Origin of the sequence: Pseudonocardia yunnanensis, from assembly GCF_039534065.1 — a bacterium.
Lineage (GTDB): Bacteria > Actinomycetota > Actinomycetes > Mycobacteriales > Pseudonocardiaceae > Pseudonocardia > Pseudonocardia yunnanensis.
In genome coordinates this window covers 1-23149 of sequence record NZ_BAAAUS010000052.1, presented here as the reverse complement: position 1 = coordinate 23149, position 23149 = coordinate 1, and the positions used below count along the sequence as shown (strand labels likewise).

18 protein-coding genes are annotated in these 23149 nt (G+C 71.3%); 4 read left to right on the top strand and 14 right to left on the bottom strand.

All coding sequences use genetic code 11. The features are described from left to right. Positions 1-117 precede the first annotated feature (117 nt). Positions 118-2364: a helicase-associated domain-containing protein gene (locus ABD743_RS38020; protein ID WP_344728477.1), complete on the top strand. Its 2247-nt coding sequence runs from the start codon at positions 118-120 to the stop codon at positions 2362-2364. 6 nt (positions 2365-2370) lie between these two features. Here ABD743_RS38020 and ABD743_RS38015 read toward each other — a convergent pair whose 3' ends face one another. The 5 genes from ABD743_RS38015 to ABD743_RS37995 form a co-directional block, all read right to left on the bottom strand. Beyond that, positions 2371-3567 carry a cytochrome P450 family protein gene (locus ABD743_RS38015; RefSeq protein ID WP_344728475.1) on the bottom strand — a complete coding sequence of 399 codons (1197 nt, stop codon included), beginning with the start codon at positions 3565-3567 and terminating at the stop codon, positions 2371-2373. Positions 3568-3722: 155 nt separating this feature from the next. Further along, the gene (locus tag ABD743_RS38010) at positions 3723-4295 is read right to left on the bottom strand and encodes a GTP-binding protein (protein ID WP_241037077.1); all 573 of its coding nucleotides are present in this window, start codon (positions 4293-4295) and stop codon (positions 3723-3725) included. A gap of 73 nt (positions 4296-4368) precedes the next feature. Then, positions 4369-4983: a DUF742 domain-containing protein gene (locus tag ABD743_RS38005; RefSeq protein ID WP_344728473.1), complete on the bottom strand. Its 615-nt coding sequence runs from the start codon at positions 4981-4983 to the stop codon at positions 4369-4371. A 68-nt stretch (positions 4984-5051) separates the two neighbouring features. Next, entirely contained in the window at positions 5052-5477 is a 426-nt protein-coding gene (locus tag ABD743_RS38000) for a roadblock/LC7 domain-containing protein (RefSeq protein ID WP_169397043.1), read from the bottom strand. Continuing rightward, the gene (locus ABD743_RS37995) at positions 5474-9433 is read right to left on the bottom strand and encodes a nitrate- and nitrite sensing domain-containing protein (protein ID WP_344728471.1); all 3960 of its coding nucleotides are present in this window, start codon (positions 9431-9433) and stop codon (positions 5474-5476) included. Before ABD743_RS37995 ends, ABD743_RS38000 begins: the two co-directional genes overlap by 4 nt. A 459-nt stretch (positions 9434-9892) precedes the next feature. Between ABD743_RS37995 and ABD743_RS37990 the strand changes: the two genes are divergently transcribed. Next, the gene (locus tag ABD743_RS37990) at positions 9893-11554 is read left to right on the top strand and encodes a DNA repair helicase XPB (RefSeq protein ID WP_344728469.1); all 1662 of its coding nucleotides are present in this window, start codon (positions 9893-9895) and stop codon (positions 11552-11554) included. Positions 11555-11571: 17 nt separating this feature from the next. Here ABD743_RS37990 and ABD743_RS37985 read toward each other — a convergent pair whose 3' ends face one another. Continuing rightward, entirely contained in the window at positions 11572-12456 is an 885-nt protein-coding gene (locus tag ABD743_RS37985) for an NAD(P)-dependent oxidoreductase (protein ID WP_344728467.1), read from the bottom strand. Between the two features lie 528 nt (positions 12457-12984). Here ABD743_RS37985 and ABD743_RS37980 point away from each other — a divergent pair. Next, positions 12985-13302 carry a PspC domain-containing protein gene (locus ABD743_RS37980; protein WP_344728465.1) on the top strand — a complete coding sequence of 106 codons (318 nt, stop codon included), beginning with the start codon at positions 12985-12987 and terminating at the stop codon, positions 13300-13302. A 25-nt stretch (positions 13303-13327) separates the two neighbouring features. Here the strand turns inward: ABD743_RS37980 and ABD743_RS37975 are convergent, their stop codons facing one another. From ABD743_RS37975 to ABD743_RS37940, 8 genes are all read right to left on the bottom strand, one after another. Continuing rightward, the gene (locus ABD743_RS37975; protein WP_344728463.1) at positions 13328-14374 is read right to left on the bottom strand and encodes a LacI family DNA-binding transcriptional regulator; all 1047 of its coding nucleotides are present in this window, start codon (positions 14372-14374) and stop codon (positions 13328-13330) included. A gap of 170 nt (positions 14375-14544) precedes the next feature. Next, entirely contained in the window at positions 14545-15300 is a 756-nt protein-coding gene (locus tag ABD743_RS37970; RefSeq protein ID WP_344728461.1) for a cupin domain-containing protein, read from the bottom strand. Beyond that, positions 15297-16202, bottom strand: a complete 906-nt coding sequence (locus ABD743_RS37965; RefSeq protein WP_344728459.1) for a DUF6807 domain-containing protein — start codon at positions 16200-16202, stop codon at positions 15297-15299. The genes ABD743_RS37970 and ABD743_RS37965 overlap by 4 nt, the downstream gene beginning before the upstream one ends. Next, positions 16199-17317, bottom strand: coding sequence for a Gfo/Idh/MocA family protein (locus ABD743_RS37960; protein ID WP_344728457.1), 1119 nt, complete (start codon positions 17315-17317; stop codon positions 16199-16201). Before ABD743_RS37960 ends, ABD743_RS37965 begins: the two co-directional genes overlap by 4 nt. 33 nt (positions 17318-17350) lie before the next feature. Next, positions 17351-18214 (bottom strand): ABC transporter permease, encoded by an 864-nt coding sequence (locus ABD743_RS37955; protein WP_344728455.1) that lies wholly within the window; start codon positions 18212-18214, stop codon positions 17351-17353. Beyond that, a complete protein-coding gene (locus tag ABD743_RS37950) occupies positions 18211-19137 on the bottom strand; it encodes an ABC transporter permease (RefSeq protein ID WP_344728453.1) in 927 nt (308 codons plus the stop codon). Before ABD743_RS37950 ends, ABD743_RS37955 begins: the two co-directional genes overlap by 4 nt. Next, positions 19121-20248 (bottom strand): ABC transporter ATP-binding protein, encoded by a 1128-nt coding sequence (locus tag ABD743_RS37945; RefSeq protein WP_344728451.1) that lies wholly within the window; start codon positions 20246-20248, stop codon positions 19121-19123. The genes ABD743_RS37950 and ABD743_RS37945 overlap by 17 nt, the downstream gene beginning before the upstream one ends. Beyond that, positions 20235-21455: an extracellular solute-binding protein gene (locus ABD743_RS37940; protein ID WP_344728449.1), complete on the bottom strand. Its 1221-nt coding sequence runs from the start codon at positions 21453-21455 to the stop codon at positions 20235-20237. The genes ABD743_RS37945 and ABD743_RS37940 overlap by 14 nt, the downstream gene beginning before the upstream one ends. 1176 nt (positions 21456-22631) lie before the next feature. Here ABD743_RS37940 and ABD743_RS37935 point away from each other — a divergent pair. Further along, positions 22632-22973 carry a hypothetical protein gene (locus ABD743_RS37935; RefSeq protein ID WP_344728447.1) on the top strand — a complete coding sequence of 114 codons (342 nt, stop codon included), beginning with the start codon at positions 22632-22634 and terminating at the stop codon, positions 22971-22973. The last annotated feature ends 176 nt before the right edge of the window (positions 22974-23149 follow it).

Genomic DNA, 23149 nt, shown 5'->3' with positions numbered 1-23149 from the left:
GTTCGCGCGTCACGGTCGATTATCCCGTACGGGATGCAGCGGTGGGGGACCGGTGGGTGGGAGCGGCACCTTGATACGACCGTCGTCCTCATCGACGCGCCGACTACCGTGGTGGGGATGCCCACACCGCTGGTCGACTGGCTGCGCGCCCAGGACGACGAGATGCTCGCGGTCCTGCTCCGGCTGCGTCCGGACCTGGCCGTGCCGCCCCCCGCGGATCTCACCGTGCTGGCCACCCGGGCCGGCATCCGGGCATCGGTCCACCGCGCGTGTGACGATCTCGACCGACTCACGCTCACGGTCCTCGAGGCGCTCGTCGTCGCCGGTGCCGAGAGCGCGCCGTCGTCGCTCGGCGAGCTGCGCCGCCTGCTCGGCCCCGATCTATCCGAGGCCGCTGTCAGTCGCCCGCTGAGGGCGCTGCGCGACCGCGCACTCGTCTGGGGTCCCGACGAGGAGCTGTCGCTCGTACCTGCTGCGCTGGACGTGGTGCCGCGCCATCCCGGTGGGCTTGGCCGCGAGTCCGCGGGCCTGGCGGCGTCCTCGGAACTACCCGACCTGCTCGCTTCGGTGGCGCCCGATGAGCGCCGGGTGCTCGAAGCGCTGGCGGCGGGGCCGCCCATCGGGCGCAGCCGGGCGGGAGCTGATCCGGAGAGCCCGGTCGGGCGGCTTCTCGCCCGCGGCCTGCTGATGCGGGTGGACGCCGAGACGGTCGAGCTGCCGCGGCAGGTGGGCCTCGCCCTACGCGGGGACCGGCCGTTGGGCGCGGTCCCCGTCACTCCGCCCGACATCGGGGCGAGGAACCGCGGGGCCGACGCCGTGGACCGCACCGCGGGTGGAGCGGCCCTGGCCGTGCTCCGTCAGCTCGAGCTGCTCATCGCGTACTGGGGGCGAACCCCGCCGCCCGTGCTGCGCTCCGGTGGCCTCGGCGTACGCGAGCTGCGGCGGGCGGCGAAGGAGATGGACGCCGACGAGAGCGTGGCCGCGCTCCTGGTCGAGTTGGCGGTGGCCGCCGATCTGGTCGGGGAGAGCGACGGGGTGGCGCCGGACTGGGTGCCCACCACCAACGCCGACGTCTGGGCGGCGGGCGGCCCCGAGCTGCGCTGGTCCCTGATCGCGCGCACCTGGCTGGATCTGCCGCGACTGCCCGGGCTCGTGGGACGCAAGGACGATGCGGGGCGCCCGATCTCGGCCCTGTCCGATTCCGTTCGGCGCCCGCTCGCTCCCCGGGACAGGCGTCGCGTGCTCGCGGGGCTCGCCGAGCTGCCGCGGGGCGTTGCGCCCGGTTCACCCGCGGCACTCCGCGATGTCCTCGCGTGGCGCGCACCCCGGCGCGGGGGCCGGCTGCGTGACGAGGTGGTGGACTGGGCACTCGCCGAGGCCACGGTGCTCGGCGTCGTCGCGTTGGACGCGATGTCCACGCCGGGCCGGGTGCTCCTCGACGATCCCGGCGGCCTCGTCGTCGCACTCCGTGCGGCCCTGCCCGAGCCCGTCGACCATGTGCTCCTGCAGGCGGATCTGACCGCCGTCGCGCCTGGCCCGTTGGAACCGGAGCTGGCTGCGGAGCTCGGCCTCGTCGCCGAGGTGGAGTCGGCAGGCGGGGCCACTGTCTTCCGTTTCACCGACGCCACGGTGCGCCGTGCGCTCGACGCCGGCCGCACGGCCACCGAACTGCACGAGCTGCTCGCCAAGCGTTCGGCCACCCCCGTGCCGCAGGGCCTGACGTACCTCATCGACGACGTCGCCCGCCGCCATGGACGGCTGCGCGGAGGTGTGGCGTCGTCGTTCCTCCGGTCCGACGACGCCGTGCTGATCGCGGAGGTGCTCGCCCACCCCGACAGTGTCACCCTTGAGCTGCGCCGCATCGCGCCCACGGTCGTGGTCTCACCGCTGTCACTCGGCGAGTTGCTCGACGGGCTGCGGGCCGCGGGTTTCAGTCCCGCCGCCGAGGACACCGGCGGCGCCGTGCTCGACCTCTCCGACCGCGGCAGGCGGACGGCCCCGCGACGCCGGTCGCTGGGTCGAAACGGCGCGCCACCGGAGCCGGGCACCGAGCAGCTCACCGCACTCGTGTCCCGCATGCGGGCCGGGGACGCGCTGGCCGGCATCCGGCGGGACGCCACCGCGCCCGCGACGAACAACGGTCGCATCCCCGACCTGCTCCGTTCGGCCGTGGCCGCTCGGCGCAGCGTCTGGATCGGGTTCGTGGACGGGCACGGTGTTGCCGGGGAGCAGGTCCTGGAACCGATGAGCGTGGGCGGCGGGGTGGTGGAGGGCCGGGACACGATGGACGGGGGCCTGCACCGCGTGCCGCTGCACCGGATCACCAGTATCGCGCTGATCGAGGACTCTCCGGACGGCTCCTGAGCGGGGTCAGGCGCCGACGCGGATCGGCAGCCTCTCGAGTCCGTGCATGACGGGGCTCCTGCGCCACCGGAGATCGGCCGGATCACCGTCGAGCTCGATCGTGCCGAATCTCTCCAACAGCCGCCCGATGGCGACCTGTGCCTCCAACCGGGCCAGAGGTGCACCCACGCAGTAGTGGATGCCGTGGCCGAAGGCCAGGTGCCCGCCGCCGGTGCCGCGCGTGATGTCGAAGCGGTCCGGGTCGGGGAACTGCCGCGGATCGCGGTTCGCGCCGAGGAAGGAGATCAGGACGAACTCTCCTTCGGGGATCTCGACCTCATCCACGCGTACCGGCTCGGTGGTGAACCGCAAGGTTGCGAGGTTGAGGGAGCCGTCGTAGCGCAGGAACTCCTCGACCGCCTCCGGCAGCAGGGACGGGTCGGACCGCAGAGCCGCCAGCTGGTCGGGATGGCGCAGCAGGGCGAGCAGTCCGTTGCCGATCAGGTTGACGGTCGTCTCGTAGCCCGCGACGAGGAGCAGGAACGCCATCGACAACAGCTCGGGTCCGTTCAGCTGGTCGCCCTGGTCCGACACGTGCACGAGGTCGGAGAGCAGGTCCTTCGTCGGTTCAGATCTCTTCTCCGCGATGAGGGCGGTGAGGTAGGCCCTCATCTGCTCGTCGGCGGTCCGCACGTCGTCGGGGGAGGCTGCCGTGACGAGGGGGACGACCCACGACCGGAACTGGTCGTGGTCTTCGGCCGGAACACCGAGAATCTCGCAGATCACCGCGATCGGCAGCGGGGAGGCGAACGACTCGATCAGGTCGGCCCGGCCGACCGCCGCGAGGCCGTCGACGAGCCCGTCGGTGATCTGCTCGATCCGGGGACGCAGCCCGGCCACAGCACGGTTCGTGAACGCCTTGTTCACGAGCCTGCGCAGACGGGTGTGGTCCGGCGGGTCGGTCTGGAGCATGTGAGCGAAGAGATCCAACCCGTATACCCGGCCTGCGCCCTCCGCGAAGAGCTCCTTCGCCCGGGCGCTGTCCTTGCTCAGTCGCGGGTCCGACAGGAGCGCCTTGGCATCGGCATAGCGGGTGACGAGCCAGAAGCCGAAGGCGGGGGAGAGCGAGGCGTAGCGGACGCGCCCCTCGGTCAGGAGCTCCCGGTACGTCGCGTGCGGGTCCTGGAAGAACTCACGGCCGAGCCTGAACGGTTCCTCGTGCACGCTGCCCCCAGCAGTACCGAACTCGTGGTACCAGCGCGGTACCCCCCCCGAACCCAGTACAACCACAGCGCCCCGGCGCGTCTCCCCGGTGTGGCCCACTTCTCAGCGGGCGGAACCGGGCAGAGCGCCGGGGCGCCGGAGTGTCTGCCGATGGGTCAGCGGGCGCCGGCGGTCATCCGGTGCTGCATCGCGTGCTCCACCAGCGCGATGAGCGTCTGCTTGGTGGACTGCCGGATGCGGGCGTCACAGCTGACGATCGGGATCGACGGGTCGATCGACATGGCCTCCCGAACGTCTTCGATGCGGTGCTGCAGCAGCCCGTCGAAGCAGTTCAGGCCGACGACGTAGGGCAGCCCGCGGTCCTCGAAGAAGTCGATCGCCGCGAAGGAGTCGGCCAGCCTGCGGGTGTCGACCAGCACGACGGCGCCGATCGCACCGCGCACGAGATCGTCCCACATGAACCAGAACCGGTGCTGGCCCGGGGTGCCGAACAGATAGAGGATCAGCTCCGAGTCGAGCGAGACGCGGCCGAAGTCCATGGCCACCGTGGTGGTGACCTTGTTGGGAGTGGCCGCGAGATCGTCGACCTCGGCGCTGGCCTCGGTCATGACGGCCTCTGTGGTCAGCGGAACGATCTCCGAGACCGAGCCGACGAAGGTGGTCTTGCCGACGCCGAAGCCACCGGCTACCACGATCTTGGCCGAAATTGTCGCCGCAGTGGCGATCATCTGCTGTCCGAATCCCCCCGACTGACTGGTCAACGCCGACGCTGAGCGAGGGGGCGACCCGTCAGTTGGGTAACTAGAGCCGACGGAGTCCACTCAACACCCTTTCCATCAGAGCGAGGTCCGGCATGTTGCCGGCGCTGCTCGCGGTCTGGTGCACGGTCACCATTCCGAGGCCTGCCATGTCGCTGAGCAGCACCCGGGCGACCCCGAGCGGGAGCGACATGAGCGCGGCGACCTCGGCGACCGAGCGAACCTGTTCACACAGCTCCGCCACGGCTCGGTGCTCGACCTGCAACAGGCCTATCTGATCCCGGCCACGCTGGCTGGTGGACACGAGAGTCTCGATGGCCAGCTCGATGCTGGCCTTGGTTCGACCACGGGTCCAGGCGTAAGGCCGAACCGCCGCTGCGCCCATCCCCAAGTTGATCTCCTCCGCCTCGAGGTTGCGGAAGTCGATCGGAGCCGTCGGTGGTCCTGGCCGGACCTGTGGGCGCGGCGGGGTCGTATCGCCCCCCGGTTGCTCCGCTTCGGCAGGGACGTCGTCGTTCAGCTCGACGTCGGCGCCTCGCCGGCGCCCCCACTTTCGGCGGCGCGGCGAACGGCGAGAGTCGAAACTGAAGCCGTTCATGACGTCGGCGAAAGTTGGCTCCGAGGATTGCCGGCGCTCGTCGTCGGGACCGGAGGTCATCGGACTCACCTGCCTTCCTACCGATCATTTGCGAACCGGGGGTCGTACCTGGTGGTCGTGCTGGTGCTTCAGAACCCGCCGAAGGAGCCCTGAAGCTCGGCGCGCAGCTCGGGGGTGAGCAGCTGGCCGACGCGGTCGACGAGCAACGTCATCTCGTAGCCGATGAGGCCGATGTCGCAGCTGGGCGAGGCCAGCACGGCGAGGCACGAGCCGTCGCTGATGGACATGAGCAGGACGATCCCGCGGTCCATCTCGACGACCGTCTGCACGACGCCGCCGGCGTCGAAGCAGCGGGCCGCACCCTGCGTGAGGCTGACCAGCCCGGACGACACAGCAGCAAGCTGGTCGGCACGGTCGCGGGGCAGCCGGTCGGACGCCGTGAGCAGCAGTCCGTCGGCCGACACCACGATCGCGTGGGCGACACCCGGCACGCGCTCAGCGAAGTTGGTGACCAGCCACCCGAAGCGGCTCGGCTGCGTCTGTGGCGCCGTCATGAAGACTCCTCGTCGTGATTGACACCAGCGTTGGTGGGCTTAGTACCACCGTTGGCCTCTGAACCCGGGTCTGCCCCGCCGCCGCCGCGCAATCGGCTCTCGCGGCCTTGACGGACGCCGTGCTGGTAACTGGCGAGCCGGCCCCGGACCGTCTCCGCGCTACGCGCTGAGGAGACCGGAGGTGCCAGCACCGCAGATCCTGCGCTACCCGGAACGAGCCGCGCCCGTGGGCGGCGCTTCGGCAGTCCGGCAGCCGTTATCTCGTCGGCCTGTTCGGCCACCACGCTGCTCGCCGCTCGCCAGCCCTCGTCCGCGAGGCTCGCGAACTCCTGGTCGGACGCGGACGCGGATGCGGGAGCAGCGGGCTCCGGCGTGGCCGGCTTCTCCGTGACCGGACGGGCCTGGCGAGCCGACACCGATGGTGCAGGTGCAGGTGCCGGGGTCGGAGCAGGCGCGGGAGCAGGTGCCGGAGTGGGCGCAGGAGCCGGAGGCGGGGTGGGAGCCGGCGGCGGGGGCGGTGGCGGAGTGGGTGCCGGCGGCGCAACGGGCTTGGGGGCCGGAGCCGGCGGCGGCGTTGTTGCCGCCGGGGGCGGTGTGGGAGCCGGTGCCGGAGCGGGCGCCGCCAGCGGGTGCGGTGCCGGAGCGGGCGCCGCCAGCGGGTGCGGCGCCTGCGGACGGAAGCCGCGCTGCTGCGACGGCCGCCCTGCACCGCCCTGCTCCGTCTGCCAGTTCACCGGGATCGGCCGGTTCGAGCGGAACCACGCCGAGGCGATCTCCTCGAAGATCGGCGTGGTCTCGCTGAGGTCGAACTCCTCGGCCTTGCGAGAGCTCGCCGCCGCGGGTGCCGGCTCTGCGATCACCGGAACACTCGGCGCGAACAGCTCGTCCGCCTCGTGTGCCGTCTCGCTGGGCGTTTGCGCGGCCGCGGCCTGAGCCGCCTCAGCCTGTGCCTGCTGTGCCTGCTGTGCCTGCTGTGCCTGCTGAGCCGCCTGAGCCTGCTGGGCTGCCTGAGCCCCGGACTGAGCGGACTGAGCGTGCTGGGCGGGTTGCTGGCCACGTTGCCCTGTGCTCTGCGGGAACGGTCGCGGAGTGGACTGCTGCTGCTCGGGCCGCGGGTTGGTGGGCCGGGGCGGCGGCAGCGGGTTGCTGCGACCGAGGATGGGCATCGGCATCGTGAGCGGCGAGGGCGGCACCTGGGTGGGCGTGCCCCGCTGTGGCTGGGCCTCACTGCTGAACATCGTGTCGGCAGGGAAGGAACCGGTCGGCGGCGCGGACGCGCTCTCGCCGGGCGTGTTGTCCTCGCCCGACTTCGGCTCCTGGTCGTTGCCCGATTCAGCCGTGGCCTTCTGCTCACCGCTCGTGGCGGCCTGCTGGCGGCTGGTCGATCCGGAATCGTCGGAGCGTGAGGGCTGCGAGATGCCGGTCTGCGAGCTGCCGTTGGAGGTGGCGGGCTCACTGGGCCTGTACCCGTTGAGCGAGGCCGTCTCGCTGGTGGAGCCCCACAACGAACGAGCGGAGTCGGGCTGCACACCGTTGCGGTAGGACCCCGTGTTATGCGAGCCGGGCGGCTGCTGGGAGGAGCGTTGCTGCTCCCGCCGTTGCTGCTGTTGCTCGGCGATCTTCGCGGCGTCGGCGGCAGCCTTCGCTGCCAGCTCCCGGGCCCTCTGCAGCTGCATCTGCTGCTGCTCCGCCTTGGCCTGGTCGGCTGCGGCTTGCTCTGCAGGGTCTGGCCGGTTGTTGGACGGCGGGGGCGGGTTCGGCCCGTCGGGACGCACCGACTGCCCGGGCCGCCTGGTGGGCAGCTTTCCGAGCGAGCCGTTGACCGGCGGCGGCTGCGGGGCGAACAACTGCCCGTCGTGGCCGGCCGGGGCGTCGAAGACACCGGCCGGGTTGGCCGGTCCGTCGGTGCCCGCGACCAGCGCCGAGAGCGACCCCGGACGAACCGTGCCGTTGGTGCCCGGACGCTGCGCCGTGAGCGTGTTGGTGCGGGTGGGAACCGCGGCGGCCGGACGGTGGGTCTCAGCCGGCTCGTTGGAGGAGGGGATGAGGTAGCCGGGCACGGTGACCGAGGCCGTGAGGCCCGCACCGGGACCGCCCGCGGACGAGGTGCTGAGCCGCACGCTGATGCCGTGGCGGGCGCCCAGGCGACCGACCACGAACAGGCCCATGCGCCGGGACGCCGAGACGTCGACGCCGGCGGGACCGCTGAGTCGCTGGTTGGCGTCGTTGAGCTCGTGGTCGACCATGCCGACGCCGCGGTCGGCGATCTCGACGACGATCGAGCCGTCGCCCGTGCGGGCGGTGCTCATGACCACCTGCGAGTCGGGCGGGGAGAAGCTCGTGGCGTTGTCCAGCAGCTCGGCCAGCAGGTGGACGAGGTCGGACGCCGCACGGCCGACGACCGTGACCGACGGCGGGGCCTGCACGACGATGCGCTGGTACTGCTCGACCTCGGACACCGCGGCGCGCAGCACGTCGACCATCGGGATCGGCGCGATGTTGCGCTTGGCGAGGTCGGTGCCCGCGAGAACCAGCAGGTTCTCGCTGTTTCGCCGCATACGGGTGGCGAGGTGGTCGAGCTGGAACAGGTTGGACAGCTGGTCCGGGTCCTGCTCGTTGCTCTCCAGCTGCTCGATGAGCTGCAGCTGGCGCTCGACGAGCGCCTGACTGCGGCGGGAGAGGTTGACGAACATCGCGCTGACGTTGGACTGCAGTGCCGCCTGCTCGGCCGCCAGGCGGACCGCCTGGCCGTGGACCGCGTCGAACGCGCGGGCCACCTGGGCCACCTCGTCGCGGCCGCCCAGTGGCACCGGGTCGACTTCCACGTCGGGTGTCTCGCCGGCACGCATGCCCTCGACCGCCTGCGGCAGCCGCCGCTCGGCGACGTCGAGTGCGGTGGTGCGCAGGATCTGCAGCGACCGGAGCAGGGCCCGGGCGACCAGCACCGCGATCGTGGCACCGATCAGCAGGCCGAGCATCAGGATCACCGAGTTGAGACCGGCCTCGTTGCTCGCCCGCTCCTCGGCCGCCGCGCTGGAGGCGGACAGTGCCTTGCGGATACGGGTGGAGGCGCGGTCGGCCGCGGCATCCGCGTCGACATAGGCGGCGTCCCACGCGTCTGCGCGGACCTGGATCGTCCTGTTGGGGGCGGTGCCGAGGATCGCCGCCTTCAGGTTCTCGCGCTGCGTGTTGGCCGTCTCGTCGAGGGGGTTACCGACGACACCCAGGGTGAGTGCTGAGGAGTACTCGCGAGCGGCAGCCGTGAGCTGGCTGTCGGCGGCCGTGGCCGCCTCGGCGTCTTGCGGCCGGAGCGTGCGGGTCTTGATGGCCGCGCCCAGCTCCGTGTGCTGAGCGGCCAGCTGCTCCGTGATGTTCATGACGGCGGTGAGGGCGTCGGGCAGCCCGCCGATGCCGGGCGTGCTCAGCTGCCGCAGCAGGGCCCGGCCGAGGATGTCGACACTGTCGATCACCGCGGTGTAGCGGGAGTTGATCTGGTCGAAGTCGACGGCGACGTTCTGCGCGGCGTCGGTGCGCAGGGGAGCGAGAGTCTGCAGCTCGCGCTCGGTCTTCTGGAGGGCGCTGCGAGTGGTGACCTCGAGCTCGCTCGTGCCGTGGACACCCGCGAGCATCTGGTCGATCTCGGTGTCGGTCTGGCGGAACCCGTCCTCGAGCGCGGCACGGTTGTCCGTGCGGTTGCCCGCGGCGAACAGCGTGGAGGAGTGACGCTCGGCGCGCAGGGCGTCGGCAGTGGTGGAGACCTGCTGCGCCACCTCGAGGAGCCGGCTGCTGCGGCCCAGCTCAGCGGCCTGGCTGGCCTGGTCGGACACCCGGAGGACACCCAGGGCCAACGCCAGCAAGGCCGGTATGAGACAGACGATCACCAGCTTCCAGGCCAGCGTCCAGTTACGCGGGTTGAACCGCTCGGACCACGTTGGTCCGGTCTCGGTGCTGGTCACGTCAACGTCCCCCTGACGCTTGCCTGCGCAGATCGGGTGAACTCTGGCACGCGCTGATGATCGGCCGCGAGCCCGGACCAGCTGAGCTGCAGTCCAGGGGCGGTGGGTGGCCGGGAGCGGGTCACAGGCCCGGGGAGCATTGCTATGAGCATCGGGTCGATCCGTCGCGCCTTCATGTTGGGGGCGGGCTGGTCGGGTGTTCCGGCCCGCATCATGCGCGCTCCGCCGGCTCCGACACGCGCCCTCTGGGGAAGGGCGATGACCGCCAGGACCCGGTACGATCGCGGTGGCACACGTGCACTTTCGGACAGAGCCGGCACAGCATAACCGAAGTAGACGCCGACCCTTTCTCCGAGGCCGGGCGGGTGGCGTTCCCCCGATCAGATCAGTCGCCCACCACCCACCGTTGATCCGGTCCGGCCCAGCCATGGGCCGGATTTCATGAGGAGTACCACAGGTATGACCGACGGGCCGCTCATCGTCCAATCCGACAAGACGCTGCTGCTCGAGGTCGACCATCCGGCCGCCGCGGAGGCGCGCTCGGCGATCGCACCCTTCGCGGAGCTGGAGCGCGCGCCCGAGCACGTCCACACCTACCGGGTCACCCCGCTGGCGCTGTGGAACGCGCGCGCCGCGGGCCACGACGCCGAGCAGGTGGTCGACGCGCTCGTCCGCTTCTCGCGCTACGCCGTGCCGCAGCCGATGCTCGTCGACGTCGTCGACACGATGGGCCGGTACGGGCGCCTGCAGCTCACGAACTCCCCCGTGCACGGGCTGGTCATGGTCGCGCTGGACCGGGCGGTGCTGGAGGAGGTGCTCCGGCAGAAGAAGATCTCCCCGTTGCTCGGCGCCCGCATCGACGACGACACGGTGCTCGTGCACCCGTCCGAGCGCGGGCACCTCAAGCAGGCGCTGCTGAAGATCGGCTGGCCTGCGGAGGACCTCGCGGGCTACGTCGACGGGGAGGCGCACCCCATCGAGCTGGCCGAGAACGGCTGGACGCTGCGCGACTACCAGCGCGACGCCGTCGAGGGCTTCTGGGCGGGCGGCTCCGGAGTGGTGGTGCTGCCGTGCGGCGCGGGAAAGACGCTGGTCGGTGCGGCCGCGATGGCGCAGGCGAAGGCCACGACGCTGATCCTCGTCACCAACACCGTGTCGGGACGACAGTGGAAGCGGGAGCTCATCGCGCGCACCTCGCTCACCGAGGAGGAGATCGGCGAGTACTCCGGCGAGCGCAAGGAGATCCGCCCGGTCACGATCGCCACCTACCAGGTGATCACCCGCAAGACCAAGGGCGAGTACAGGCACCTCGAGCTGTTCGACTCGCGCGACTGGGGCCTCGTCATCTACGACGAGGTGCACCTGCTCCCCGCGCCGGTCTTCCGGATGACCGCCGACCTGCAGTCCCGGCGCAGGCTCGGGCTCACCGCCACGCTCGTCCGTGAGGACGGGCGTGAGGGCGACGTCTTCTCACTGATCGGCCCGAAGCGCTACGACGCGCCATGGCGCGACATCGAGCAGCAGGGCTGGATCGCTCCCGCCGACTGTGTGGAGGTACGGGTCACGCTCACCGAGGCGGAGCGGATGGGCTACGCCGTGGCCGATGCCGAGGAGCGCTACAAGACGGCCTCCACCGCCCACACCAAGGTGAACGTCGTCAAGGCGATCCTCGACAAGCATCCCGGCGAGCCCGCGCTCGTGATCGGCGCGTACCTCGATCAGCTCGACGAGCTCGGCGGCGTGCTGGGTGCCCCCGTCATCCAGGGCTCCACGCGCAACAAGGAGCGTGAGGCGCTGTTCGACTCGTTCCGCCGGGGCGAGCTGCCTGTGCTCGTGGTGAGCAAGGTGGCCAACTTCTCGATCGACCTGCCCGAGGCCAGCGTGGCCGTGCAGGTGTCGGGCACGTTCGGCTCCCGGCAGGAGGAGGCCCAGCGGCTCGGCCGGTTGCTCCGGCCGAAGGGCGACGGCCGGCAGGCCCACTTCTACTCGGTGGTCTCACGCGACACCCTCGACACCGACTACGCCGCCCACCGGCAGCGGTTCCTCGCGGAGCAGGGCTACGCCTACCGCATCGTCGACGCCGACGATCTCCTCGGGCCCGCCGTGCCGGACGTCGGCTGAGCCGTAGAACCGTCGCGTCAGGACGATCGCGGGTGGCGCACCGCCTCCACCACCGACGCCATGTCGTCCTCGGCGTGGCCGGCCTCGGCAGCCGCCGTGAACTGGTGCTGCAGCGCGCGCATCAGGTTGTCCTCGGCGCCCACTCCGCGGAGCGCGTCGGCGATGAGCGAGGCGTCCTTGGCGGCACCGGCGGTGGTGAACGAGGTGGAGTAGTCCCCTGACATCATCGCGCGGCCCTTGAGCTGGGCGTATCCGCAGTCCAGGCCTCCGCCCGCGATGGTGTCGAGGAACTGCTGAGGGTCGACGCCGAGCCCTTCGGCGAGCCCGACGGCCTGTGCGGTGCCCCCCATGACGCTCAGCACCCACGAGTTCGCCACGAGCTTGAGCCGGTGGCCGTCGCCGGGCCGGGGGCCGACCCACATGGTGCGGGAGCCGACGGCGTCGAGCACCGGCGTCACGGCCTCGCGGAGGTGCTCAGGCCCTCCGGCCAGCACGAGGAGCTTGCCCTCCTCGGCGGGCTGACGGGTGCCCAGCACCGGGGCGTCGATGTAGTCGACACCGGCCTGGTCGGCGATCTCGGCCAGGCGCAGCGCGCCGTCGAGCCCCACGGTGCTCGACTGCACCCAGATCGCCCCCTTCGCGGCGGACGGCAACGCCTGCTCCATCACCGATTCCACGGACGCGGCGTCGAAGAGCATGGTGACGATGACGTCCGCCCCGGCCACCGCGGAGGCCGGGTCGTCGGCCACGGTTGCGCCGTCGTCGGCGAGCGGGCGTGCCTTCTTCGCGTCGCGGTTCCACACCGTGAGGGCGAGCCCGGACCGGGCGATGTTCCTCGCCATGCCGGCACCCATGATGCCGGTGCCGAGCAGGGCCACGGCCTTCGTCGTCGTGGTGGTCACGGTCGTTCTCCTCGTGTCGCCGGTATCGGATGTGGTTTTCGGGCCGGACCGACCCGGAAGTGTCTACAGGGCCTGGTTCGCTTTTGTCGTGCCTGCACGCTTATGGTCATCAGCCGGCTGGTTGATCCGTCGCTCCAGGCCGTTCCGAATGAGGAAAGAACGAATTCCGAAAGCCGCCGGCCGGGACCGGTGGCCTGCGCCGTTCTTCCACGATCACGATGGATGACCCCCTGGTCGGAGCGGTGGATTGCGCCGTCGAGATGGCAATCGGGCCGGCGACTTCGATCTGGTTACGGCGACAGGTCCCAGCGTGGACGCTAGCACGCCTGATAGGACGGGGCCGATCTTCAGGACCCGCGGGCGGCCTCCGGAAAATCGACAAAGAACGCGCAGCGGATATGTCGTTCTGCGACGTATCGGGGTGGGCGGGCCACCGCCGGCCCCGAGCGGGCTCAGGGCAGGGTTCAGGGTCGGAATCCGGTGCGTTCCCCGAGGCGGGGAACCGGTCGTGGCGGCAGGCTCGAAGCCATGGAGCAGATCACCGACCCGGCCACCGCCCGAACCACCCCCGACGCCGACCAGCCTCCCTTCGCCGAGCAGCCGCCGTTCGTGGGGCAGCCGCCCCTCGCGGAGCCCCCGCGGGCCCCGCGTCCGGCGTTCCGCCTGCGCCGCAGCCGCACCGACCGGATGCTCGCCGGCGTGTGCGGCGGTCTTGCCGAGAGCCTCAATGTGGACGCGGCACTGATCCGTGTCGGCATGGTGGCGCTCACCGTGATCGGTGCGGGAGTGCCGGTGGTGGTCTACGCCGCGGTGTGGCTGATCGCACCCGAGACCGACGTGCCCTGAGATCCCCGGGGCGCTGTTCAGGGGCTCACGAGACCGGGACGCGCTCGGGTGTGCTCTCGCGCAGGATCACCTCTCCGCGCACCCGGCGGATCCGGGGCTGGTCGGCGGCCGGCCCGAGCACCAGGTCCAGCGCCCACGCGCCGAGGTCCTCGAGCGGCAACCGCACGGTGGTCAGGGCCGGGGTGGCGTCCCGCAGCGTGACGATGTCGTCGAACCCGGCCACGGCCATCGCCGACGGCACCGCGATCCCGCGGTCGCGAAGCGCTGCCATCGCGCCGAGCGCCATCACGTCGTTGACAGCGAAGACGCAGTCCACGTCGAGGCCGCGGTCGAGGACGTCGACCATCGCGGCGTAGCCGCCGTCGCGCGTGAACCCGCCGTGTGCGGTGACGTCCTGGCCGATCTGCACCCCGCAGCGGGCGGCGCCCTCGCGGAAACCGGCGCAGCGGTCGCGCGCGGTCAACAGGTCGGCACGGCCGGCGAGTATGGCGAAGCGGCGGTAGCCGCGGGCGCACAGTGTCTCGGCGAGCGCCCGGGCTCCCGCGCGGTTCTCCAGGACGACCGTGTCGGCGGCGATCTTGCGCTGGCTGATGAACGCGACGCGGCCGCCGGACTGCTCGAACGAGCGGACCTCGGCGCCCAGTCGCTCGGTCAGCTCACGGTCGTACACGCGGCTTCCCACAACGATCACGGCGCGCGCCCGCTGGCTGCGGAGTGCCGCGACGTAGTCGATCTCGCGTTCCTCCCGGCCGAACGTGCAGGCCATCGTGACGACGAGCTGGTGGCCCTCGGCCGCCCTGATGGCGCCGGCGGCGATCGAGGAGAAGTAGGGATCGCCGACGTCGCCGATCACCAGCCCGACGAGGTTGGTGTGGCCCCGCGCCATCGCCTGGGCCTGCGCGTTGGCCGAGTACTGCAGGGCCTCGGCCGCCTCCAGAACTCGTTCGCGCAGGTCGGGACGGACCCTGCGGGTGCTGCCGTTGAGCGCGCGCGACGCGGTGGCCAGGGAAACCCCGGCGGCGCGGGCGACATCGAGAAGCGTGACCGACGCGTTGGTGCCGCGGTCGCTCATGGCCTGCCTCCTGCACTGCGACATCGGGGCCGGACCACGGATTTGGCGGTTCGCGCGGGGAATGCGCCGGCGGCCTGTGCCGGGCGGCCCGAGATCTCTGTTCGCAGAGCGTACCGGTCACCACATGATAGGAAAGCGCATTCCCCCTGCTGGAGTAGATGGCGTGCGGGTCAGCGCGCCACCTCGACGGGCACGGCGGCCGCCATCCGCACCGGATCGTAGGGAGAGAGGTAGCCGCACATCCCCAGGGTGGTCGGCGGAGGCTGCTCGATCCGTGCCACGGCGGCGTCCCTCAGGTGGGAGTGGTCGCCGCCTGCCAACGCGGCCAACTGTTCATCTGTTCGTCCACTCGCCGAGGCCGCTCCCTCCGTCCAGCGCGCCCGCCACTCCTCGAGCTGGGGCCGGACCAGCGCCGCAGCGGATGCGTAGAACTCCTCCAGCGCGGTCCCGTCCCCCGCGGCCGTGCGCCGGGTGAGTTCGGCGAATCCCTCGATCGCCAGGTCACGCCTGGCTCGCGCGCGTTCCGGCGACGCCTCCCGGCCCGCGTCGGCCAGCGACCTCGCGCGCTCGTAGGTGGCCCGGTCGGTGAGGTGGGCAGGAGGGAACGTGAGCACCGCGTCGCCCGCCTCCGGCAGCCCGCTGTTCTGCATGAGCGCCACGACGTTCAGGTCGCCGTCGTTCACCGCGCGGTGGATCGTGCCGGGGGTGAACCAGACGACGTCCCCTGGCCGCAACGGCGACTCGGTGAAGCCGCTCGCGGTGAGCGTCTGCAGCCTGCCGCTGCCCCCGACCACGATGTAGCACTCGGAGCAGCACAGATGCATGTGCGGCGAGCCCCCGCACAGCCCGTCGGCCGCTTCCCACGGGTAGACGCGCAGCGCGCTGATCCCCACCGCGCCCGGGAACTCAGGAAGGCCGCCGCTCACAGGGCGTGCTCCGCGGCGAGGCCTTCGATCTCCTCGCGCGTCCAGATCCGGTCGCCGACCACCAGACGGTGCTGGAGTGCGAGCGTCTCGCCGTCGGCGAGCGTGATCTCCTTGTCGAAGGCGGGCGAGGGGTTCACCGCGGGGAACGGGTCGTTGCGGACGAACCAGGTGATCGTCCCGTGGCTGGTCGACCCGGCGAGGACGAGCAGCGTTGAGCCGCCGTCGACGTCGTCGTTCTTCCCGGTGTAGGCGAGCCACGGGGAGTCGCTGGTGCCCATGATCTCGGGCCCGCCACCACCGCCGGCCGTGACGATCTCACCGCCGGTGAAGCCCCGGGGGCCGCGCCAGAAGAACCCCGTGTAGCCGGCGTTCGGCCGCCCATGGGTGGTGGGGCTGCCCAGCTCCAGCTCCTCGCCGCGGATGTTGCGCAGCTGCGTGGCGAAGTCGAGCGCCCAGATACCGCGTTCCACGTCGACGCCGTGCCAGCGCAGCGTGCGGGTCTCGGCCACCCAGCGCTCGCCCGTCGAGGCCACCCAGGTGAGCGTCTCGCGCAGCGTGAGCTCGTCGCCGGTCAGGTCGATGATGTCGAACCCGTCGTGCCGCATCGCGCCGACGTTGTCGAGCGGCACGTAGCCGCGCCCGTGCACGTAGGTGTTGCCGCCCCAGAAGTTCTGCCCCGACACGTGCGACCAGGTCATCTGCGCGCCCTTGTGCCAGCGGTGATCGTGCGGGCGGTACGCCGAGACGAGCGCGCCGGACAGCGTGCGCATCGGGTGCATGTAGGGCTTGGGCGCCTCGAAGGCGGCCACCCCGGGCCCGTAGACGTAGCTCGCGATCTCGACCTCGCCGACCGCGACGCCGATCCGCATGCCGTGCTCGTGCGTGACGGTCAGCGCGGTCATCGGGTCACCCCCGCCGTGACGCCTGCCGAGTAGCGCCCGCCGCCGTCGAGCTGTGTGTAGAAGGGGTTGCCCGGCTCCAGCTCGGCCCGGTTGACCGGGCTACCGGTGATCGCCGACTGGTACAGGCCCGTGATGAGCTCCAGGCTGCGCCGCCCGTCGGCGCCGCTGACTGCCGGTCGCTCCGCGCGGTCCATCGAGTCGAGGAACTCGGCGAGCTGCACATTGTGGGAGCTGCGCACGTCCGTGGTGGGGAGCCACCCGGCTGCCCGCTCCTCGGCGACACCGCGCAGGGGCGTCCAGGTCCAGTGCGAGTTGTCGTAACCGTAGAGATGCGAGACCTCGACCGTGGCCTCGGAGAAGTCGAAGCGCAGGTAGCTGACCTCTCGCGGAGACAGGACGCTGTTGACGACCGACACCAGCGCACCGGACTCGAACGACACCGCGGCGAGCGAGACGTCCTCGGTGGCGATCCGGCGGTCGAGCGTGCCCATCATCGCGCGGATCTCGCGCCAGTCGCCGAGCAACGACAGCATGAGATCCATCTGGTGGATCCCGTGGCCCATCGTGGGGCCGCCGCCTTCGGTCTCCCATTTCCCGCGCCACGGCACCTCGTAGTAGGCGTCGTCGCGGTACCAGAGCGTGTGGCAGATGCCGACGAGCGGGCGCCCCAGGGCACCTGCCGCGATGTGCTCGCGCAGCGTGCGGGCCGCGGAGCCGAAGCGGTGCTGGAACACGTACCCGACGTACGGGCCGCCGTCCCGCTCGTCCGTCATGAGGTCGTCGTACTCGGCCAGGGAGAGCACCGGTGGCTTCTCGCACCACACCCAGGCGCCCGCACGCAGGCAGGCCTGCACGCCGTCGTGATGGACGGAGGGCGGGGTGCAGATGATCGCCAGGTCGGGCCGGTCGGCCGCGAGCATCGTGTCGAGGTCGGTGTAGCTGTGCTCCACACCCCACTCGGCGGCGAAGGCCGCCGCGCGGTCGCCGTCCACGTCGACCACCGCCACGACCTTCGCGCGGCCGCCCTGCGCCTGGATGGCCGGGATGTGGCGGCCGCCTGCGATGGCGCCCGTACCCACGATGGCGACCCGGTACTGCTTCCTGCCGTCTGGCATGTGCACGAACTCCTCGGGTTGTTTCCCTGCGATTCAGCGGTGCCGCTGGCGGATGGCCTGGGACGGAGTGACGAAGCGGAGGCTGATGGCGAGGCCGAGCACGGCGACGAGCATGTACGTCACCGCCATTGCCGCCGTGAGCGAGATGGGGACGCCGCCGGGGTCGGAGATCGCGCCGAACAGCGCGACGACCAGCGTCTGGGTGTCGGCGCCGGAGACGAAGAACGTGAGCTCGAACGCGCCGAGCGTGCGGACGAGCACGAGGATCCCGGCCGCCAGCATCCCGGGCAGGAGCAACGGGATCAGCACCCGCGTGAACAGCCGCCAGTTGTTGGCCCCGAACACCCGCGCGGCGTTCTCCACGTCCGGCGAGATCTGCTCGACGAACGGCACCATGATCAGCACGACGAGCGGGAGTGTCGGCACGAGGTTCACGAGCACCACCGCCGTCATCGATCCCCCGAGCCCGACTCGGTACATGAGCGCCGCGAGCTGCACCGCGTACGTCATCGGCGGAAGGATGATCGGCAGCAGCATCAGCAGCATGACCACCGAGCGGCCGGGGAATGCACGGCGGGCGAGCAGGTAGCCGGCCGGCACGCCTGCGAGCAGCGCGATCACGACCACGGCGATCCCGGCCTGTGCCGTGTTGACCAGTGCCTGCGACATGCCGGTGCTCGACCAGGCTCTGCCGTACCAGGTGGCGGTGAGACCGTCGGGCCACCAGCCGCCCCGCCACGTCGTCGAGAACGACTGGACGACGACCGATGCCAGCACCCCGAGGATCACGGCAACGAAGCACCCGGCGGCCACCCACGTGATGACGGCGGTGAGCGTGGGCGGTTCGCGGCGGGGCCGGGCGGGCGGCGCGGTCGCCGGCAGATCGAGGGTGGTCATCCCTTGCCCCCGCTCGCCGGGCCCCGGTAGAGCCGGTTGCGCAGGAGCATCAGGACACCGAGGATCACCAGCTCCAGCACGGTCATGACCACCGCGATGGCCGCGGCCGCCGGGTAGTCCGAGCGCTGGGAGGCCGCCTGGTAGATCGGCAGCGTGAGCACGTGGGTGGCGTTGTCGGGCTGGCCGACCAGGATCGCCGAGGGGAACACGGCGAACGCCTCCACCAGGCACAACGTGAACGCCGTGACGAGGCCCGGGGTGGCCAGCGGCATGATGATCCGCCAGAACCGCGCGGCCCGGCCCGCGCCGAGGGTGGCCGCGGCGTCCTCGATGGAGCGGTCGATCCCGCCGAAGAAGCCCATGAGCATCACGAACGCGAACGGGATGCTCACGAGCAGCGTGGCGATGAACGTGCCCGTGTAGTTGTAGATGAACTGCTGCTCGGGGATCCCGAGCGAGCCCAGCAGCAGGTTGATCCACCCGGTCGGCGAAAAGACCTGGGCCATCCCCTGCGCGATGAGCACGGAACCGAACGTCAGCGGCAACAGAACCACGAGCGTCACGAAGCGGCGGCCGGGGAACTCGCGGCGCATCCGGAACGCCAGCGGTGCGGCGGCCGCAACGCTCAGGACGGCCACCGGCACGGCCAGCCGCAGCGTCTTCCAAATGGAGTCGCGCAGGTAGGGGTCGCCGAAAAAGTCGGTGTAGTTGGCGAAGGGGTCGCTACCGCGCAGCGGCTGGAAGGAGATCGAGAGGCCGTAGCCGAACGGGTAGAGGAACAGCGCCGCGATGATCAGCACGGCGGGCAGGATCAGCAGCAGAGTCCAGTCGACCCCGCGCTCCGCGAGACGGTGCCGCAGCGGCTGCGGCGGCCGGGCCGACGGCATGGTGGCCCGGGAGTCCGGCTCAGCCGTGAGCGTCATCGCACACCTCCGCCGTCCGCTCGGCGGGGAAGACGAGCACCCGCTCCTCGGAGGCGCCGAGCGTGACGCGCGCGCCTGCCGCCACCGGCTTCTCGGTGCGGAAGTGCAACACCACGCCCTGCTCCGTCCGAGCGCGGACGGCCAGCTCGCGCCCGTGGTACTCGACCACCTCTGCGAGCGCGGCGACGTCGTTCACCCCGGCCCGGCCGAGCACGATGTCCTCGGGCCGCACCGCGACCACCACGTCGGAGCCGGCCCGCAGCCCAGCAGCTGTGTCGGCCGTGCCGCGCAGCCGCAGGTCGCCTGCGACGACGCTGACCTGTCGCGGATCGCTCTCCACCTGCTCGACACGCGCCGTGATCATGTTGCGGTAGCCCATGAAGCCCGCGACGTACGCGCTGGCCGGCTGCGTGTAGACCTGCTCGGGCGTCCCGCTCTGCTCCAGCCTCCCGCCGCGCAGCACCACGAGCCGGGTGGCGAGCGACAGTGCTTCCTCCTGGTCGTGGGTGACGTAGAGGACCGACAGCTCGCGCTCCTGGTAGAGCCGCTTGATCTCGGTGCGCGTCTCGATGCGCAGCGCGGCGTCCAGGTTGGAGAGCGGCTCGTCCATGAGCACGATCTCCGGGTCGATCGCGAGCGCGCGGGCGATCGCCACACGCTGCTGCTGGCCGCCCGACAGCTGTGACGGGAGCTTGCCTGCGTGGTCGGCGAGCTGCACGAGGTCGAGCGCGGCCTGGGCCCGCCTGCGCCGCTCCGCGCGGGGCACCTTCCGCATCGAGAGCCCGAACTCGACGTTGCGCGCCACGGTGAGATGCGGGAACAGCGCGTAGCTCTGGAACACCATCCCGAACCCGCGCTTGTCGGCCGGCAGGGAGTCGATGCGCTTGTCGTCGCGCCAGATGGAGCCGGTGGTGAGCGGTTGCAGGCCCGCGAGGCAGGCGAGCGCCGTGGACTTGCCGCAGCCGGACGGGCCGAGCAGCGCCACGAACTCGCCGCGGGCGAGCTCGAGGTCGAGGTCGGTCAGTGCCGCCGTCTTCCCGTACCAGCGCGACACCTGACGCATCTGCAGGGAGCCGAAACCGGCCGCCGGCAGGCGGTCAGTTGCCGACATGGCTGCCGACCTCCCGCTGCCAGATCTCGAACGCCTGCACCTGCTTCTCGGGCGCGAGCGGTGCGTGGGTCTCCCCGCTCGTCAGGGCCTGCGGGTAGAAGTCCGGCCTGCCCCACTGCTGGAGCAGCGCCCGGCCGTCCGGAGTGGCGTCGGCCGGCGTGACGTTCTTGTTCGCCGTGGTGAGCGAGCCGGTGGCGTAGGTCAGCGCCTGCTGGTCGGGCTGCAACGTCCACTTCATCAGCTCGAGCGCCACGTAGAGCGTCTCGGGCGAGACGCCCTTCGGCACCATCATGTAGTGGGCGTCGGTGATCCACTTCTGGTCGGCGAAGAGCCCCACCTGCGCTGTCGGCGCCCACGTGCCGTCCCGGCGGCTGTTGATGTCCATCGAGACGATCGTCGGGATCACCTGCAGCTGCCCCGAGCCGAACTGCTGGTTCATGATCGTCGAGCTCGGCGGGTAGGAGCTGACGTACTTGCCCAGCTCGCGGAGGTAGGCCCAGGTCTTGCTCCAGCCGTTCTCCGGGTCGGACGGATCGCTGTCGCCGAGCATGTAGGGCAGCGACATCATGAACGTCCGGCCGGGGCCCGAGTTCGGTGGTTGCGCGTAGGTGAACCGGCCCGGGTTCTCCCGCGCCCATGCCAGCAGCGCGTCCGGCGTGGTGGGCGGCTGGGCCACCTGGTCGGGGTGGTAGGCGAGCAGCGGACCCGCCGGGTTGTACCGGTTGACGATGCCGAATCCGCCGGCCATCTCCTGAAGTTCGGTGCCGCTCGCGTCGAACACCTGCGAGAGGTCGGGAAGGCTCGAGGCGTAGTCGGGCAGCAGCGGCATCATGAGGTTCTCGGTGCGGGCGGCGCCCATCACGTCGGTGCCGCCGACGACCACCGAGATGTCCACCGTGCCCGCGATCTGCTGGGCCCGCACCTTGCCCGCGACGTCGGGGGCCGGCGCGGATTGGTAGTTGATACTCGAGACCAGCTCGGGGTGCGCCTTCGCGAAGTTGTCGTAGATCACCCGGTTGACGGTGACGTTGCCCGCGCCGTCGAGCAGGGTGAGGGCGATCGGACTGGTCGGCCGCACGGGCGTGACCACCTCGTCGGCCCCGCCTGCTTGCTGCGCCCCCGGCGCGCCGCACCCGGCCAACCCCAGCACCACCGCGGCCGCCAGGCCCAGACCGAGCCGACCGCGTCCCGTACCACGTCTGATCACGATGTACCTCCATGTACGGCGTGACGGAAAAGCGCGGAAATTCGGGGATGCGCTTTCCGGACAGGCTTGGTAACCGCTTTCCAGCATGACCCGGCCCGCCGGACGGAGTCAAGACCACCGCCATATGGAGGTCTGGTAAGAGGCCGGCCGGCCTGGGGGACGAGCGGGCCGGTGGTGCGGCCCTACTGGACGGCCGTGCCGCTCGTTCACGGGTGGGGCGGGGGTGGGAGGGCGATTGGTGGACGAGCGGGCCGGTTGTGCGGACCTATTGGACGAGCGCGCCGCTCGTTCAAGCGGGTGTCGCCGGGCCGGGGGCCCGGTCCCGGTGCGCAGGGGCCCGCCGGGCCGGGTCGCTGCGTGGACGAGCGGGCCGTTCGCGCGGACCCGTTGGACCGAGAGTGCCGTTGATTCGGGGCGCGGTGCCAGGGTGCCCACCGCGCGGGTGCTGCTACGTGGACGAGCGGTCCGTACATGCAAGCCTGTTGGGCAAGAGCGCCGTCCGTTCAAGGTCGGGCGCGCCGCGAGCGGGCGGGGTTCCCTTGGACTGGCCCGCCGTGTGGACGAGTGGCCCGTTCGCGCGGACTTATCGGGCAGCCGTGCCGCTCGTACAGGGTGGGTGCTACTGGGCCGGCTCGTCTGATGGACGGGTGGCCCGTTCGCGCGGACTTATTGGACGGTCGTGCCGCTCGTCCACGGCGGCGCGACCGCGCCGTGCCGGCTGTCCGGGTCGAGCCCGCCGAACCCGGTCCGCACGGGGTGGCCCCTCGGATAAACGGGTGGGCCGCTCGTACAGGGGTGGGTGCTGCTTGGCCGGCTCGACTGGTGGACGAGCGGGCCGGTTGTGCGGACCTACTGGACGGTCGTGCCGTTCGTTCACCGTGGCCCGGCGCGCCGGGCGCGGGCGCGGTTCCGTAGATCTACTGGCTGATCCCCGTAGTTTCCCCGGCGCCGGGGGGCGGTCGTGCTCACTAGCTTTGTGGACGTGGACGAGGCCACCGCACCAGCGCCCCCCAGGGGGATTGCTACGGGGGTGGCGCTGGTTGCCGGGGGGTTCAGCGGTGGTCTCGTCCATATGTCCGGCTACCAGGCGCCGGGGACGTTGATCCGTTCGCTCGGGAACAGCTGCCCGTGATCGCCGCGAAGCCGGGGCCGGGTCGCGGCTCCTACAGTCGGATCATGGACGAGACCACCGCACCGGCTCCCCGGGGCGGTTTCCTGTACGGGATCGCCTTGGCCCTGATGATCCCGCTCTCCCTGCTGACCGCCTTCTTCGGCGTCGTGGCAGGTTCGCTGTTCGCCCTGTGCTACGACTCGGGCACGAGTTCAGCGGCGGACCGGTGTGCTGCGGTCGGTGTGTTCCTCGTCGCGGCCTCTCTCGCGACGCTGCTCGTGCCCGTTGTCTTCGGAATCTGGGGCAAGCGGGCCGCCACCCGGGCAGAGGTCGCTGCCCGGCTGGGCATCTGCTCGCTCGGCTACCTGGTGCCGTTGCTCTTCTTCGGGGCGATCACGCTGCTCTGAGCTCGTGCAGAACGCCGCAGGGGCGGCACCCGGAATCGGGTGCCGCCCCTGCGTGACGTGCGGGTACTGCGGGGTGGGACGGACTCAGAAGTCCATGCCGCCCATGCCGCCCGACGGGTCGCCGCCGGCCGGGGCCGGGTTCTTCTCCGGCTTGTCGGCGATGACGGCCTCGGTGG